Genomic DNA, 15,657 nt, shown 5'->3' with positions numbered 1-15,657 from the left:
TGGGGCTGTCCCCAATTAACAGACGGGCCGCACACCCGTCACAAACGCGTCAACGAGCGCTTGGTTGCGCGCGACGAGCTCCTCCAGCGCGGCGCGCGCCTCGGCGGAGAGCCCCTCGGCCGGGAACTCGCGCGCCATCATGACGTTTACGCGCGCGTCGCAGATGTCGCCGAGCTCATCCTGAACGCCCTTCATGCGCGCGGCCTCGGCCGCGGCGCCCTCCCCTAGCAGGGAACCAAAGCGCTCCGCGACATAGCGTGCGCGCTTGGCCCGCTTGCGCAGGGTGTGGACGGCATCGGCATCCGCACGGTCCGCGGTGGCAGACCCCTCGTCCACGACACGCACCAGCTCGCGGAAGAGCGCGCGGACGTCGGCCCGCGCGACGCCCTCCTCGCGCACGCGGTCGCGCCACGGGACTCGCCCCACGCCCCTGCGCACGCGACGGAGCGCCCGACGCGTATGACGTCCGCGCATCACGTCCACCACGTGGTTGCGCTCGAGCTCGCGCAGGCAAACGACCCTCTCGTCCAGCTCAGCGCATGGGACGTCCAGCTCGCGCAGCTGCCGAAGCAGCACATCGTACTCGCGCAGGCGCGACGTCTCGACGACCACAGATCGCAGGTCGTCTTGGAGCAGTCGGTGGCGACGGCGCTTGAGCAGCGGGGAGACAAACGTCAGCAGGCTCCTCAGCGTGCGAATGGAGATGCGCAGCTTGTGGACGGTCTCGACGTCGTCCGGATTGGCGAGAAACGCACCCAGCCGCCGGTCGACCTCGTCACAGGCGTCCTCGAGAACCCTCGCGAGCTCCTTGCGAACGTCAGCCATCGCAGCCTCCCTTGCCGTGGCAGAGCCAGCCCTTGAGGGAAGTCTACCCGAGCGTGTCGAGAGACTGCATCCAGGCGATGTAAACGCTCGGGTAGTGGCCGTAGAGGACCTGCATGGGGTTCACGTCGGCGATGAGGTCCTTCACGACGGTGGCGCCGCCCTTGACCGTGGCAAGGTCGTCAGCCGTGGGGATCTCACGCCCGAGGTCCTCCACGAGCTTGTCCACGCGCTCGCGGTCCTCGGGGACGTAGGGGCTCTCCACGCCCGTGTTGGCCTCGAAGACCTCGCACATGGCCTCGTGCGCCTCGTCGAAGCCCTCGTCGCCGTAGCCGGGCAGCCACAGGTCATGCCCGTAGCGCTCGTAGCCCCAGGACGTGAGCGGTAGGCGCGGCACCAGGTCGCTCGGGTTCATGACGTTGAAGATGTTGTCGTAGAGCGCGTCGTGCGCGGTATCGAAGGTCGTGACCGTGGGCGTGGCGAAGGTGTAGCAGTAGATGCTCGAGAGCGGTGCGAGCACCCGCAGGCCCTGGCTCATCTCGTCGGCGTACGCCGCGGCGATGTTGGCCGTGGCCGCGCCGCGCGAGTGGCCGGTGAAGAGCAGGCAGATGTCCTCGGTGCCGTCGAGGCCCGCCTCCTCGGTGATGCGCGCCGCGAGCTCGTCCACGATCTCGCGCGCGGCCTCGGAGAAGCCCTCGTGCGTGATCTCCTCCATGTCGTAGGTCGCAGCGCTACCCATGTTGAGGTCGCTCAGCCACTCCGAGCCGTAGCTGCCGCGGATCGACACCAGGAAGAGGGTCTTCTCGGCCCCGCTCGCGCTGGTCACGCGCTTGGTGGCCACCGAGTAGGCAACGACGTCGTCCGTGCCGGTGATGAAGTCCACGACCTCGTCGAAGATCTCGCTGCGGTACTGGTAGGACGCCGTGGAGATCTCCTCGAAGCCCAGCTCGGCCAGCGCCTGCTCCATGTAGGCCGGCGAGCTCGAGCCTGCCTGGTAGTACGCGGACTCCGAGTTGGCCACGGCCGAGAGCACCGAGCACGTGGTGGCGAGCTCGTGGTTGTAGACCGTGGGGTCCTGGAAGAACCACTCGTCGTCCCAGGCGACCTCGGTGGAGATGGTCTCGGCGCCCGTTGCCATGCTCGTGAAGTCGATGCTCGCGGTGAAGGCACCGGTGCGGCCGGTCGAGTTCTCCAGCGCGGCGAACTCGCTCGGGGCCTGGACCACGCCCTCGCCGCGGCTGCGCTGGTCGAGCCGGTGCTGCACCGCCACGAACAGCGCGATGCCCGCCACGACGAGAAGGACGAGCAGGCCGAGAAGGACGCGCAGCCCCCAGCGAGGACGGCGCCGGGCCTCCGGCGCGAGGTCCTTCTCGGCTCCCGTGTTCTTGTCCACTGCCGTCATTAGCGGTCCAGCGCGGCCTTCTTGGCGCGAGACGCGTTGAAGACGGCGGTGAGCGCGGCGGCGACGTAGATGGCGTTCATCCAGACCGTGCCCTGGCCGCCCGTGACGATCAGCGCGATCTCGGCGACGTTCACGATCGCGATGATGCTGGCAAAGACGATGAAGCCACCGAGGTGGGCGGGGTTGTTCGCGCCGCGCGCGCCCATCACGCCGGTCACGAACTCGAAGACGCCGGCCACGATCATGATGACGGCGGCGGTCTGGGCGCTAATCGGACCGCCCTCCAACTGCGCGGCGACATCGCCCGCGTTCATGAACATGACGACGCCCATCGCTACGGCGGCGAGGCCGATGAGCATGATGAGCCAGCTGAGGCCCTTGACGATCTTGCACTCTGCGGACATGGAAACTCCTTTCGGGCGCATAGCGCCAACGATGGACAAAGTCCTCTTACGTACCCCTATCAAGCGACGCTCTCGAACGTCTCGTCGGCGTCCTTCTCGATCACGGACTCGTCGGCCTCGGCCGCGTCGGTGCGCCCGGCGCCGTCCACACGGGCGGAGTCGTCCGGCGTGATGGTCATGGACTCGAAGCGGTGCGCCATGTAGTCGTTGTCGTAGTGCTCGGCGTAGAACTGCTCGATGGGCGTGGTCTGCGGGATGCCCGAGAGTCGCTCGAACCAGCAGTCCAGCGCCTCGAGCGTCATGACGCCGTTCACGAGCATGAGGACCGCGCAGAGCGTGGTGAACGAGTAGCGGACCTTCCACGGGATGAGGTTGATGAGCTTGAGCATCCACGGCAGGCAGAGCTTGATCCACACGAAGCCGAGCACGCCCCACATGCACATGAAGAGCGTGCTCGTGCGCCCGGCAAAGATCACGGCGATCGGGTCGGGGAAGAGCCCGAAGATCGTGGAGCCCGAGTAGTCCCAGGCCACCGCACCAAAGCCGAGCTCCATGAAGAGCGAGGTCGCCGCCTCGAACAGGCCGCCGATCACGGCGGAGACCACGAAGATGATCGCCGGGTTGGCCTTGTAGAAGCGGTTGAGCGCCACGGTCATGAGCACGGCGCCAAAGCCGTAGATCGGCGAGAACGGGCCAAAGAGCAGGCCCGCGCGGTCCTGGATCTCTCCGGGGACCACGACGGCGAAGTGGTAGACGGTCTCGATGATGAGGCCGAGGAAGCAGCAGATCACGAAGACCCAGAACAGGTTGAAGAAGTTGAGCTCGATATAGCCCTTGCCCTCGTAGTCGCGGCCGAGCATGCCCTCCTCGGCGGCCTCGCGCTCCACCATGTCGCGCGCGCGGCGCTGGAGCGCACGCTCCTGCTTGAGCGACGGGTCAACGGTGACCGAGACCGCGATCAGCAGGAAGAGCTGGATGGCGTCGGGGATGAGCGAGAGGTCGACGCCCTGCAGCATCAGCTTGAACAGGATCTGCACCACGGACGTCGCGATGAGCACGTGGGAGATGAGCACGGCGTTGCGCCGGCTGCCCTTGCGCAGCATGCGGCCAAAGACGATGAGTGCGATGCCGTCCGCGAAGGTAATCAGGTACGAGATGACGAGAAGGACCACGGGCAGCGTGGGGTCGGTGCCAACGATGATCATCGACGGGTCGGTCTGGAGCGCCCAGGTCATGAGCGCGGCGAACATCACCACGGTGAAGAGCGTGAAGATGCCGAGCAGGATGCAGAACAGGCCATAGAGCCGGTAGGCAAGCGGCATCTTCTGCTGGGCGTTGCCGGATTCCGGCTGCGTCTCTGGGATCATGCGGGCTCCTTGGCTGGGGGTACACAGACAGGCATACAGGTTAAACGATACCTGACTTACAGGAACCTCAAACCTCGGCATTCACGGGTACAGGATAATCAAGCAGTGGTTGATATTTGGGGCGCGCGTCCTTCTCGCCAGCTCATGCTCCCCCGGTCCCGCCCTACACTGCTCCTGGACCCACACCCATCCACAGGGGCGACCATGAACATCCGGCAGCTTCAGTTCTTCTATCGCGCGGCGTGCACGGGGAACTTCTCCCTCACCGCACGCGAGCACGGCGTCACGGTCCAGGCAGTCTCGAAGTCGATGCACGAGCTCGAGGAGGAGCTCGGGGGCACGCTGTTCGTCCGGGAGGGACGGGGCATGCGTCTCACGCCCCTGGGGGAGACGCTGTTCGAGCCCGCGCGCAGGGTGGCCGAGGGCGTCACCTCGATCGAGCAGGCAGCCGCCTCGTGGCAGGACGGTACTGTGACCAGGGGTGACCTCAGGCTGGCGCTCGTCACGCCGCCCTTCTCCAAGCACGAGTTCATCTGCGGCATCGTCGCGCACCTCATGGCACGCTCCCTCGGGGTCGAGACGAGCCTCTCCGTACGCGTGGGGGACGACGCGCTCGCGAGCCTGCGGGCCGGCGCGCTCGACGCCCTCTTCACGATCGGGCGCCTGGACGCCCCCGGGTGCGTCTGCACCCAGATCGGGACGGTCACGCCCGGCGTCTTCCTAGGTCGGCACCACCCGCTGCGAGGCAGGAGACGGATTACCTTCGCCGACCTCGCCCCCTACCCCGTGCTCTGGAACGACCGAATCGACGGCTTCAACGAGACGGTGGTCGTCACCTGCCGGAAGGCCGGGCTGACCTCTCCGCTCGTTCACGTCGACACCAACGAGGAGGTCGTCGACTTCCTGGAGAACCGCGACGGCTGCATCATGGGCGTCTACCTCAAGGCGCTCAGCATCCTGCCCTTTGCCACGATGCATGACCTGGACCCGGCCGACGCGCCCGCGGTCCCGGTGTGCCTCACGCTGCTCGAGGGCACGCGCCGACCCGAGGTCGAGCGCCTCGACCAGTTCTGCCGCAACGAGTTCTCGCTCCTGAAGAGGCTCCTGAGCTCCGAGGGCTCCGTCACCGGCTACTAGTGAGACAAAGGGGACAGGTTCATTTGTCTCATTCGAAAACTAATGAGACAAATGAACCTGTCCCCTTTGTCTCACGACGCGGCTACGCGGCGGAGGGAGCCTCCTCGCCGGCGCGGTCGAGGGCCTTCTTGAAGCCCTTGGACATGCCGGAGAGCTTCTCGTAGACGTCGACCTGCGGCGTGTCCGCACGACCGGCCTCGATGTAGCGGCGCATGACGGAGACGAGGATGTAGGGCTTCACGAAGGCGCCGTGGATGCCGCTCCAGAGCACGAGCGCGATGACAGCACAGAGCACGATGAGCGAGGTGCCGGCGGGCACGGCGGAGCCGTCCTCGAGCGTGGCGGTGGCGTCGATCTGGGAGAGGACGGCCGTCAGCGGCTCGATGGAACCCAGCACGAGGTACGCGACGCCGAAGAACGCGCCGCCGATGAGCGCGAGCGAGACGACGGTGATCGCGATCACCTTGGCGGAGTTCTTCATGAGGGTCTTCCAGTTCTGGAAGTAGACGACGGCACCGTCGCAGGTGCTCTTGAACGCGGACTGCTCGCCGTGGAGGAAGACCCAGCCCAGGCTGCAGTAGTTGAGGTACTCGAGCACCACACTCACGACGGCCGAGATGATGCCCGCGATGACGGAGGCGGCGCCGTTCTGGTTGTCGCCGTCGATCCCGCGGGCGATCGCGTTCATGCCGGCGGAGATCTCGTTGGTGATGGCCTTGGTGATCGACCACAGGCCGTAGTAGACGCTCGCCGTGGCAAAGCGGCTCTTCACGGCGCGCTTGCCCGCCTCGTAGGTGTCCTCGGGGAGCTGACCGGTGGCGACGCCCTCGGTGATCATGGCGACCTGGCCGGCCGTGAGCAGGTAGCCGCCGTAGTGCGCCACGACGTAGAAGACGATGAGCGCGATGATGAACGCAACGCCCGTGGCGGCGAGCTGCGCCATCTCGTCCAGGCCGGCCATGCCCGTGGCGACGAAGGCAACGAGCGGCAGGGCGGCGAGCAGAACGAGGCACAGCACGGTCCGCACGAGGCGCATGACGGAGAACTTCAGCGTACGGCGGTAGATCTCGGAGTTCTTCACGATGACCCTTTCGAGTTTCAGCAACAAAAACTTAGGTATATTACCAATCGACCCTTCGGTCGTGGGCTAGGAGAGACAAATGTCATCCACTGGTGGAGTATCTGCCGAGAAGAGCGTGCGCTGGGGAATCGTCGGCGCGGGCAGGATCGCGCAGCGCTTCGCGCGCAGCCTCGCGCACGAGCCGCACTCCGAGCTCGTCGCCATCAGCTGCCGAAGCGCCGAGAAGGCGGCCGCGTTCGCGGCGGCGCACGGCGTGGACGAGGAGGCGGCCCTCTCCGACGACGCGCTCGGTGGCGTGGCCGGCTCCGCGCACGCCGCCCTTCTCGCCCGCCCGGACGTGGACGCGGTCTACGTGGCACTGCCGCCCGCCCTGCACCTCGAGTGGTCGCTCGCGGCCCTGCGCGCCGGCAAGGCCGTGCTCTGCGAGAAGCCGCTCTGCGCGAGCCTCGAGGAGACGGTTCTTCTCGCCCGCGCGGCGCGCTCCGAGAACCTGCTGCTCATGGAGGCCACCAAGACCCGCTTTGAGCCGCTTTACCTGCGCGTTCGCGAACTCGTGGAGAACGGCGCTATCGGACGGCTGACGCGCGTGGAGACCGGGCTCTGCAGCGACATGGGTGAGCGCGTGGCCAGCGGCGCGGACTATATGTCCGACCCCGTGGGCGGCGGCAACCTGCTCGACTCCGGAATATACTGCGCCGCCTGGCTGACCGACTACCTGACGGAACCGATCGAGGTCCTCGGCGCCCGCGCGCGCTGGGTGCGCGGCGTGGACACGTTCACGGACGCCGAGCTGCGCGCCGGCGACGTGAGCGCGCGCCTGGTCACCGCCTGCGACCAGGGAAACCCGCGCGAGGCCGTCCTTGCGGGAACCGAGGGGCGCATCGTCGTCGAGGAAATGCACCGGCCACAGCGCGCCCGGCTTGAGCGCGTGGGCGAGAAGCCCGTGGAGCTGGAGGTCCCCTACCCCGTGGACGATCTCTACGCCGAGGTCGCGCACTTTGTGGGGCTTTTGCTCGCGGGCGAGACGGAGTCGCCCGTCATGCCGCTCGCGACCTCGCTGCGCTGCGCCGAGCTGCTCGCCGCCGTGCGCAGGCAGCTGGGTTCGGGCCGGTAGCCCTCTCCGACTGTTTGAACCCCTCCGCCCCGAGCCCCGACCCGCTACCCTAGAGGGGCAGGCGCGCCGACCGTCGGCGCACGACGAAAGGAAGCACATGGACGTTCAGGCAATCATCGCGCAGGTCTCCGCCGCCCTCGCGGACGCACCCGAGAAGCTGCAGGAGCTCATCTCCGACCCCAAGGGCACCATCGAGGGCATCACCGGCATCGAGCTCGGCGAGGGCGACCTCTCCCAGATCGTCGACGGCGTCAAGAGCGGCATCGCCGACGGCAGCCTCGACCTGGGCGGATTTGACCTGGGAGGTCTCGACCTGGGCGGCATCGCCGGCAACCTCGGCGGCATGCTCGGCGGCCTCTTTGGCAAGAAGTAGGACGGCCGACAGCCTGGCCCACAGACCGGGGCCGCCCTCGTGGCGGCCCCGGTTTTGCTACCTCAGGAGGTAGGCAGAGACGATCTGGGCGTAGTAAGCGGTGTGCGGCGCATCCGTGGCGTAGTAGCGCTCGCGCAGGTCCTCCGGCAGGCGCGCCTCGTCCTGCTCGTCCTTGTAGAGCACGCGGCACTCCAGCGTGAGGGGCAGCTCCTGGATGGCCGGCGCGGCCACCTCCTCGCCCTCCACGAGCGTGAGGCCGAGCTCGGCCACCTTGTCGATGTCGCGGCCGCTCTTGGAGCCGCAGACCGCCAGGATCCGGTTGATGCGCTGGTCGAGGTCCTTCTCGCCCGTGCGCATGGGCACGCTGACCGTGAACTCGCCGCTCTCCTCGATGAGGCCGTACGTGAAGCGGCTGCTGCGGACGTACGCCACGAAGAGCTCCCTGCCCCACTCGATGCCCAGCGTGCCCCAGCCGATGGTCATGGGGTTGGCGCGGCCGTCCGCGCTCGCGGTCAGCAGCACGCCCCTGGGCAGCTCGCGCAGGATGGTGGGTGCGTACTCGGTGACGTCGATCTTCTCGCGCATGATGGCCTCCGGCTCAACGTAGAATCTGGTTGACCCGATTATAGGAGGGGAGCCGTCATGAGCAGCCTCGAGAACGTCCGCGTGTTCACCCAGAGCGCCATCCGGATCGAGGGGGCGGGCGGCACCGTCGCCTACTTCGACCCCTTTGCGCTGACCGACGCCGAGGCCGCGCACGACGCGGACTACGTGCTGATCACCCACGCCCACTACGACCACCTCTCGCCCGAGGACTACGCGCGCGTGGCGGGCGAGAAGACCGTGGTCGTAGCGCCGGCGAGCATGGCGGGCGAGGTCGCGGGGCTGGGCGCTGCCGAGACGCACCTCATGGCCGCGGGCGAGAAGGTCGATCTGCCGGGGATCTGCGTGGAGGCGGTGAGCGCCTACAACGTGGAGCCCGAGCGCCTGGCGATGCACCCGCGCGAGAACGGCTGGCTCGGCTACGTGGTCACGCTCGACGGCGAGCCCACGCGCTACTACGTCTCGGGCGACACGGACCAGAACCCGGACAACGAGACCGTGAGCTGCGACGTCGCGCTCGTGCCGATCGGCGGGACCTACACCTGCGATCCGCGCCAGGCCGCGGCCTTCGTGAACGCGCTGAGCCCGCGCGCCGTGGTGCCCACCCACTACGGCAGCATCGTCGGCACCTACGCCAACTTCGACGCCTTCGCCACCGCGGTGGACCCCGCGATCGAGGTCGTCAAGAAGCTCGAGCGCTAGCTAGAGCGCGTAGAACTCCGCGAGGTCGGCGCCCATCGCCTCGAGCGTGGGCACGTCGACGTAGGCCATGTGGCCGCAGCCGTAGAGCCTGTAGCTCACGCGCTCCTTGAGGGCTGGGGGCAGGAACAGGCAGGACATGTCGTGCACCACGTTCCAGTAGGTGGTCGCCGCGTCGTAGCGGCCGCCGAGGATGAGCAGGCGCATCGTGGGGTTGCGCTTCATGGCCACGGCGATGTCGTAGGTGACGTTGGGCGCGGTGGCGGGCTCCTCCGTGCCGGGCTCCTCGTGCGTCCAGTTCCACGCCACGCCCACCTTGCTGTAGTTACTCACCAGGTAGGTAGGCGCGCCGGCAAAGCCGATCTCGTCGAGGTGCGCGCGGAAGGCAGCATGCCAGACGCCCTCCACCGCGTCGTCGGCCGGGTCCTCCGCGGCGAAGAAGGACGTGGAGCCCTGCACCGGCAGCGGCGCGACCGAGGTGAAGCGCATGTCCAGGCGGCCGGTGACCAGGCCCTCGTCGGCGAGCAGGCTTCGGCGGAAGGTGTCGAGGTCAACGCGCAGGTTGCAGCGCTCGATCTGCTCGGCGGGAAGACCGATCAGCTTGGAGATGCGCCGCGCCACGGAGGCCTTCTCGCGGGCGGGCAGGCGGTCGCCGCGCAGCAGCGCCGGGGCGTAGAAGCGCTCGGTGAAGTCCATCGCGTCCTCGAACCACTGGACCTCGTCGGTGCCCTTGCCGGCACGGCCAAAGTAGCGGGCCGTCGCGGCAAAGGTCGGCAGCATGCCCAGAAAGTAGAGGTCCTCGCCGGGCAGGGTCTGCACCCAGTCGAAGATCGCGGAGAGCATGACGACGCCGCGGACGGGCACGCTCTTCTCGCCCAGCACGCGCATGAGGACGGCGTTGCGAATCGTGCCATACGACTCGCCGAAGAGGTAGACCGGCGAGCCCCAGCGGTGGTTGGCCGTGAGCCACGCGACGATGGCGCGGGCGAAGGCGTCCGCGTCGCCGTCCACGCCCCAGACGGTCTTGGGGTCCACGCCCTCGGCGATGGCGGAGTAGCCGGTGCCGAGCGCATCCAGAAAGACGAGGTCGCTCTGACGCAGCAGCGTGTGGGGGTTGTCCTCAACGCGCGCGGGCAGCGAGAGGTGCGCGGTGCCGTCGGTGGCCACGCGACGCGGGCCGATGCCGCCGAGGTTCACGGGGACCGACGAGCTTCCCGGGCCGCCGTTGTAGCAGAAGGTCACGGGGCGGTCGGCGTTCTCGCCCTCAGGCTTGGCCACGTAGGAGAGGCTGAACATCTTGCCGATGAGCGAGCCGGTGTCCGTGCGGACGTCGAGGTGGGCGGCCGTGGCGGTGTAGTCGATGCGCTGGCCGCCCGCCTCCCACGTGAGGTCCTTGCTCGCGGCCTCCGGGAGGTCCAGGCGCTTCTCGGCCGGGGCCGTGATCACCTCGTCCGTCGCCTGGTTGGTCTGCTGCTGGACGCTCTGCTCGTCTGCCATACTACCTCCTGACGCCGTGTGCCTGGCCACATGGTAGCGCTATCGCGGGAGGCCATCATGTACGGAAAAGCCGAGACGCTGGAGCTGCTGGACCGCGAGGGAATCGCCTACGAGCTCTACGAGCACGTGGCGGTCTACACCGTCGCGGAGGCCGTGGCCGCGGGCATCCCCCATCGCGAGCTCGGCGCCAAGAACCTCTTTCTGCGGGACGACAAGCACCGCGCGTACTACCTCGTCTGCCTTCCGGACGAGAAGAACGTCTCGCTGCGGGAGATCCAGGAGCGTCTGGGCTCGCGGCGGCTCTCGTTTGCGAGCGAGCAGGACCTGCGCGAGATGCTCGGTCTCATCCCGGGCGCCGTCACGCCGCTCGGCGCGCTGAACGACACCGAGGGGCGCGTGGAGGTCGTGCTCGACCAGGCGCTCGTCGACGCCGGGCACCTGACCGTTCACCCGTGCGACAACACCGCAACCGTCCTTCTCGCCACGACGGACCTGATTGCGCTGCTGTGTCGGCACGACCACGACATCCGCGTGGTTGACCTGTAGCGCTCCGTCAATTCAAGACACAGTGTGTCAAGAATCTCCGAGCCAAGGATTCGGCACACGGCGTGTGCCGAATCTGAATTGTGAACGCGCTGGGTTCACTATCGCTCGCCGCAAACTTTTCGTTCGGATTCAAAAGGGGTCTGTCCCCTTTTGGATCACTCGTAGTGGCGGATGTCCTTCTCGAGGTGGCGGCGCTTCTCGACCGTGGGGCCCAGGGAGTTGACCACCGCGTAGCGCAGGCAGTCGCGACCGTGGTCGTTGATGATGCCGCAGGCCTGGAGGTGCGAGTAGACCGTCGTGGGACCCAGGTACTTGAAGCCGCGCTTTCGCAGGTCCGCCGCCACGCGCGCCGAGAGGCCGTTGCTCACGGGGATCCACCCGTCGGCGTGCTTGTTGTAGAGGATCGTCTTGCCGTCCGAGAAGCCCCAGAGATACGCGTCGAAGCTGCCAAACTCCTCGCGCACCCGCTGGAAGCAGCGCGCGTTGTTGATGATGGCCTCGACCTTGCGCCGGGAGCGAATCATCCCCGGCGTCTCCAGGATGCGCCCGACGTCATCCGGGCCAAACGCCGCCACGGCGTCGAAGTCAAAGCCCGCGAAGCACGCGCGGAACACCTCGCGCTTGTGCAGCATCATGGTCCAGTTGAGCCCGCACTGCATGACCTCGAGCGAGAGGAACTCGAATTGCCCGCGGTCGTCATGCAGCGGCACGCCCCACTCCTCGTCGTGGTAGCGCAGGCAGAGCTCATCGGTGGTGTCCCAGTCGCAGTACGACATGCGGTTCCCCGTTCTTCTCGACAGGAGGCGGGTCTATTATCTGACAAACGAGAGGAGCGGCACATGACCGCAAGATTCGACATCGAGCGCTTCGTCAGCGCGCAGGGTGGCGGCACCTACGAGCAGGCGCTCGCCGAGATTCGCGCGGGACGCAAGCGGAGCCACTGGATCTGGTTCGTCTTCCCGCAGGCGCGCGGGCTCGGGCGCAGCCCCGTGGCGGAGCGCTACGGCATCGCCAGTCGCGAGGAGCTGGGCGCATACGTCAGCCATCCCCTGCTCAGGGCGCATCTGCTCGAGATTTCGCGCGCGCTTCTCGCCCTGCCCGGGAACGACCCCGTTGCCGTCCTGGGGGGCATCGACGCGCTCAAGGTCCGCTCGTCGATGACGCTCTTCGAGCTCACGGGCGTGGATCCCGTCTTCGGTGCCGTTCTGGACAAGTACTACGCCGGCAGCCGCGACGAGCTCACGCTGCGAATCGTGAGCGAGGCCTGGGGTTGTGGCAATGAGTGACGCATCCCTTGAGAGCCGCAAACGCGCCGCAGTCGACGCAAGCAATCGCGAGCTGCCCGGCTGCGCCCAGTGGCTCCGCGACGCCATCGTCGCGCACACGTAACGCAAGAGGTCGAATGGTGACCCCGAGCCCCGCATTCATCGAGTCTGTAGTTTTTCGCGTCTGACACGAATACAGACTCGACGTACAGGCGCTCTACCTGCGAGTTCCCGAGCGTTCGCCGAGTCTGTACTCCTTGGGTGCCCAAAAAAGTACAGACTCGGTGATCACGACGCCGCGAGGGGCTACCGCTCCACGTTTCGGATGGCAGGAATCGCCCAGGTCACACAGGCGAGAAGGACCATCGCGATGCCTGCGCCGAAGAACCACGCCGGCGCTCCCACCGCGTCCGCGAAGAGCGACGAGAACGCCAGCCCCAGCGGCATAGCCCAGGACATGATGGCGCCGTAGAGACCAAAGACACGCCCGAGGTACTCGGGCGGGACCTTTTCCTGCATGAGAGCGGTCTGCGGACCGGAGTAGAACGGCGAGCTCAAGCCCATGAGGAAGCTCATCACAAAGAAGAGCTGCATGCCGCCGGCGCTCGGCCCCGCGCAACCCGCAACCAATGTCGCAAAGCCGTAGAGCGCAGTGGCAAAGCAGACCGTAAGCGCGCGGTTCTTGAACCCGCCCGTCGCCGTGAGTAACGCCGAGCCCGCAATCATACCCACCGAGAACACGATCTCTGCCGTGGCGGCGTCACCCGTGGTGCCGCCGAAGTGGTCGAGCGTCATGAGCGGGAAGAGCGCCGATATGGGCGAGAAGACCAGCGTGAAGACGAAGCCGCACCACAGCAGCGCGAAGAGGCCACGGTAGCCGCGCAGGACGCGGTAGCCATCTGCGGTTTCGCCCGCAAGGGCGCGGGCCTGGGCGACAAGGCCGAGGTTCTTCTCGCCTGCCTGCGCTCCGGAGCCGCCCACGTCGAGCCGCGCCGCGAGCACCGCGACCGTGGCAAAGAGCGCGCCCGCAACGTCGAGCGCGATCATGGCCGTGAGCCCCCAGAGCGGGTAGATCACCGCCGCGATTGCCGTACCGAGGATGTAGCCGCCGGACTGGACGGCCTGCGTCACTCCTGCGAGGCGCGTGAGGTGCTCGGCCGGCGCCACCAGCGGCGTGAGCGCCTGGAAGGCCGGGGTGTGGAAGGCGCTGCCAACAGCTCGCACGAAGAGCGCCACCATGACCACCCACACGGGCAGCGTCCCCGTGAGCGAGACCACCGCCACGACGGCGCTCACCGCCGCGATGAAGAGGTCGGCGCCCACGAGCGTGACCCTGAGCGGCAAGCGGTCCACGACGGTCCCCGCGAAGGTGCCGAAGAGTGCCAGCGGCAGGAACCCCGCGAGCGACGCCAGCGAGAGCATGCTCGCAGAGTTCGTGGTAAGCGTGATGTGCCAGACGAAACCCATCTGCAGGATGGAGCTCGTGAGCACCGAGACGAGCTCGCCGCCCCACACGCACGCCAGCTTGAGCTTCCAGGAGTCCTTGCCGTCTGTCATCTGAGCGTCCTCCAGTAGGCCACGGCGATCTGGGTGCGGTTGCGCAGGCCCAGCTTGGCCAGGATCGAGCTGATGTGGTTGCGGACGGTACCCTCGCCCATGTAGGCCGCCGCAGCCACCTCACGATTGTAGAGGCCATCGGCAATGAGCGCAACAACTTCGCGCTCGCGGTCCGTGAGCTGGGGAAAGACCGTCGTGAGGTCGGGCTTCTCGGCCACCGGCGCACCCGCTCCTAGGGCGACCGCCCGCTCCAGCACCTCGCCCTCCAGCACGCTGCGCCCCGCCATCACCGCGCGCAGCGCCGGCGCGACGCCCGCCACGTCCTGCTTGATGAGGTAGCCCGCAGCGCCCAGCGCAAGGGCGCGCACGATGTACTCGTCGTCGGAGAAGGTGGTGAGAAAGACCACGCGCGGCGGCTCCGGGGAGGCGAGGATCTTCTCGGCGGCGGCAAGACCGTCCATCCCCGGCATCTGGATGTCGAGAAGAACGATGTCGGGCGCGGCGTCGGCCGCCAGGCGCACGGCGTCGGCCCCGTCCGTCCCACAGCCTGCGACCTCGATGTCGAGCTGTGCGTCCAGCACAATCTGGAGCGACTCCACCACCACGGCGTCGTCGTCTGCTATGACGACCCTCATGTGCGCCTCCTCTCTCCACCAGAGCGGGGCACGCTCGCGAAGACGGTCCAGCCTCCGCCCTCGCCGGGACCGGCGCGAAACGTCCCGCCGAGCGCGCGCACGCGCTCCTCCATCGAGGCGAGCCCCATGCCGGGGCAGCTGTCGGGCGCGCCGGTCGGGGTCGTTCCATCATCGGTCACCGTGAGCCGCCAGAGGCCCGGGTGCTCCACCAGCTCCACGCTCACGTGACGCGCGTCCGCGTGGCGCAGCACGTTGGAGACGGCCTCGCGCGCGACCGCTGTGAGGCAGCTCGCCACGGCGGCCGGCGCCTCTCCCGCCTCCACGCGTACCGCGGGCACGACTGCCGTCCCCGCACAGGCGCGTTCCACGACCGCGCGCACCTGAACCGAGAGGTCGCAGGCATCGTCGCGCAGGTCGTGCACGCTCGCGCGCACCTCGTCGAGCGCCTCGCGCAGGGTGAGCGCCACGGCGGCGAGGTCCTTCTCGGCAGGCTCGCCGCTGTGCACCACGCGGTACGCCTCGGCCTGCACCACGGCACGCGTGAGCAGGTGGCCCACGTTGTCGTGGATGTCACGCGCGATGCGGGCCCGCTCCGCGAGCGTGGCCAGGCGCACCTCGTAGTCCTGGGCGTCCAGGAGCTCGCGATTCTTCTCGACAAGGGCGAGGCGGGCGGCAGCGAGGTCGTCTCGGGTGCGGAGGGCGTCGCGGCGCCGCAGCTCGGACGCCCCAACGCGCAGGCCGAGCCAGCCGCCCACAACGATCCCGACCGCGGCGAGAAGAACCGCACGTCCGTCAGGCACGCCGCGCGCTGCGCCCCAGGCAAGCGGCACGAGCACAGCGGAGGGCGCGGCGCGCACGCATCCCCGCTCCCCGGCGCTCACGCGGCACAGGTCGTAGGCAGCCACGCCGAGAAGCGCTGCGGCCTCGGGCAGGGCGCACGCGAGGGCACAGACGGCAAGCGGCGGCACGAGGGCCACCCGGCCTCGGGCGAGCTCGCAGAGGGCCGCCAGGGCAACCGCCGCCAGCAGTGCGACCACCAGGCCGGCACCAGCCGTCCCGCCCGCCGCCGCGACGAGCGCGGGCAGGCAGGCGACGAGCACCACGAGCTTGTCGGCCAGTCTCTCCATGGGGCGATTCTAACAGCGCGGCCGGACA

General features: G+C 68.1%; 17 protein-coding genes. 6 read left to right on the top strand and 11 right to left on the bottom strand.

The window, feature by feature from the left end; translation table 11 throughout:
• Positions 1 to 15: 15 nt before the first annotated feature.
• Genes INF26_RS02410 through INF26_RS02395 form a run of 4 tightly spaced genes read right to left on the bottom strand, consistent with a single transcriptional unit; the run spans position 16 to position 3,995 of the window.
• On the bottom strand, positions 16 to 825 hold the full coding sequence (locus tag INF26_RS02410; RefSeq protein WP_193529129.1) for a CHAD domain-containing protein: 810 nt from the start codon (positions 823 to 825) through the stop codon (positions 16 to 18).
• A 43-nt stretch (positions 826 to 868) separates the two neighbouring features.
• Positions 869 to 2,224, bottom strand: a complete 1,356-nt coding sequence (locus tag INF26_RS02405) for a lipase family protein (protein WP_193529128.1) — start codon at positions 2,222 to 2,224, stop codon at positions 869 to 871.
• Positions 2,224 to 2,628 (bottom strand): tetraspanin family protein, encoded by a 405-nt coding sequence (locus tag INF26_RS02400; protein WP_193529127.1) that lies wholly within the window; start codon positions 2,626 to 2,628, stop codon positions 2,224 to 2,226. The genes INF26_RS02405 and INF26_RS02400 overlap by 1 nt, the downstream gene beginning before the upstream one ends.
• Positions 2,629 to 2,687: 59 nt before the next feature.
• Entirely contained in the window at positions 2,688 to 3,995 is a 1,308-nt protein-coding gene (locus INF26_RS02395) for a putative ABC transporter permease (RefSeq protein WP_193529126.1), read from the bottom strand.
• Positions 3,996 to 4,199: 204 nt separating this feature from the next.
• Here INF26_RS02395 and INF26_RS02390 point away from each other — a divergent pair, with 204 nt between their 5' ends.
• Entirely contained in the window at positions 4,200 to 5,132 is a 933-nt protein-coding gene (locus INF26_RS02390; protein ID WP_193529125.1) for a LysR family transcriptional regulator, read from the top strand.
• 82 nt (positions 5,133 to 5,214) lie between these two features.
• Here INF26_RS02390 and INF26_RS02385 read toward each other — a convergent pair whose 3' ends face one another.
• Positions 5,215 to 6,213: a hypothetical protein gene (locus INF26_RS02385; protein WP_193529124.1), complete on the bottom strand. Its 999-nt coding sequence runs from the start codon at positions 6,211 to 6,213 to the stop codon at positions 5,215 to 5,217.
• A 79-nt stretch (positions 6,214 to 6,292) separates the two neighbouring features.
• On the opposite strand from INF26_RS02385, the gene INF26_RS02380 reads away from it, so the two are divergent.
• Both INF26_RS02380 and INF26_RS02375 read left to right on the top strand, forming a co-directional pair.
• Positions 6,293 to 7,327, top strand: a complete 1,035-nt coding sequence (locus tag INF26_RS02380) for a Gfo/Idh/MocA family protein (protein ID WP_193529123.1) — start codon at positions 6,293 to 6,295, stop codon at positions 7,325 to 7,327.
• Positions 7,328 to 7,424: 97 nt separating this feature from the next.
• The gene (locus INF26_RS02375; protein WP_193529122.1) at positions 7,425 to 7,700 is read left to right on the top strand and encodes a hypothetical protein; all 276 of its coding nucleotides are present in this window, start codon (positions 7,425 to 7,427) and stop codon (positions 7,698 to 7,700) included.
• A 57-nt stretch (positions 7,701 to 7,757) separates the two neighbouring features.
• Here INF26_RS02375 and INF26_RS02370 read toward each other — a convergent pair whose 3' ends face one another.
• On the bottom strand, positions 7,758 to 8,285 hold the full coding sequence (locus INF26_RS02370) for a flavin reductase family protein (protein WP_193529121.1): 528 nt from the start codon (positions 8,283 to 8,285) through the stop codon (positions 7,758 to 7,760).
• 57 nt (positions 8,286 to 8,342) lie between these two features.
• Between INF26_RS02370 and INF26_RS02365 the strand changes: the two genes are divergently transcribed.
• On the top strand, positions 8,343 to 9,005 hold the full coding sequence (locus INF26_RS02365; RefSeq protein ID WP_193529120.1) for an MBL fold metallo-hydrolase: 663 nt from the start codon (positions 8,343 to 8,345) through the stop codon (positions 9,003 to 9,005).
• On the opposite strand, the gene INF26_RS02360 is transcribed toward INF26_RS02365, so the two are convergent.
• Positions 9,006 to 10,499, bottom strand: coding sequence for a S10 family peptidase (locus INF26_RS02360; RefSeq protein WP_193529119.1), 1,494 nt, complete (start codon positions 10,497 to 10,499; stop codon positions 9,006 to 9,008).
• 57 nt (positions 10,500 to 10,556) lie between these two features.
• On the opposite strand from INF26_RS02360, the gene INF26_RS02355 reads away from it, so the two are divergent.
• Positions 10,557 to 11,045 carry a prolyl-tRNA synthetase associated domain-containing protein gene (locus tag INF26_RS02355; RefSeq protein ID WP_193529118.1) on the top strand — a complete coding sequence of 163 codons (489 nt, stop codon included), beginning with the start codon at positions 10,557 to 10,559 and terminating at the stop codon, positions 11,043 to 11,045.
• 155 nt (positions 11,046 to 11,200) lie between these two features.
• Here the strand turns inward: INF26_RS02355 and INF26_RS02350 are convergent, their stop codons facing one another.
• The gene (locus INF26_RS02350; RefSeq protein ID WP_193529117.1) at positions 11,201 to 11,821 is read right to left on the bottom strand and encodes a DNA-3-methyladenine glycosylase I; all 621 of its coding nucleotides are present in this window, start codon (positions 11,819 to 11,821) and stop codon (positions 11,201 to 11,203) included.
• Positions 11,822 to 11,884: 63 nt separating this feature from the next.
• On the opposite strand from INF26_RS02350, the gene INF26_RS02345 reads away from it, so the two are divergent.
• Complete coding sequence (locus INF26_RS02345; RefSeq protein ID WP_193529116.1) at positions 11,885 to 12,331, top strand: DUF1810 domain-containing protein; 447 nt, start codon at positions 11,885 to 11,887, stop codon at positions 12,329 to 12,331.
• Positions 12,332 to 12,616: 285 nt separating this feature from the next.
• On the opposite strand, the gene INF26_RS02340 is transcribed toward INF26_RS02345, so the two are convergent.
• The 3 genes from INF26_RS02340 to INF26_RS02330 are packed head-to-tail and all read right to left on the bottom strand — an operon-like array spanning position 12,617 to position 15,629.
• Positions 12,617 to 13,867 (bottom strand): MFS transporter, encoded by a 1,251-nt coding sequence (locus tag INF26_RS02340; protein ID WP_193529115.1) that lies wholly within the window; start codon positions 13,865 to 13,867, stop codon positions 12,617 to 12,619.
• Positions 13,864 to 14,502: a response regulator transcription factor gene (locus tag INF26_RS02335; protein ID WP_193529114.1), complete on the bottom strand. Its 639-nt coding sequence runs from the start codon at positions 14,500 to 14,502 to the stop codon at positions 13,864 to 13,866. The genes INF26_RS02340 and INF26_RS02335 overlap by 4 nt, the downstream gene beginning before the upstream one ends.
• Entirely contained in the window at positions 14,499 to 15,629 is a 1,131-nt protein-coding gene (locus INF26_RS02330) for a sensor histidine kinase (RefSeq protein WP_193529113.1), read from the bottom strand. The genes INF26_RS02335 and INF26_RS02330 overlap by 4 nt, the downstream gene beginning before the upstream one ends.
• Positions 15,630 to 15,657: the final 28 nt, after the last annotated feature.

The sequence above is a fragment of the Thermophilibacter gallinarum genome (assembly GCF_014982725.1).
Lineage (GTDB): Bacteria > Actinomycetota > Coriobacteriia > Coriobacteriales > Atopobiaceae > Thermophilibacter > Thermophilibacter gallinarum.
The sequence above is the reverse complement of the archived record's forward strand: the minus strand, read 5'-3'. Positions and strand labels throughout refer to the sequence as shown.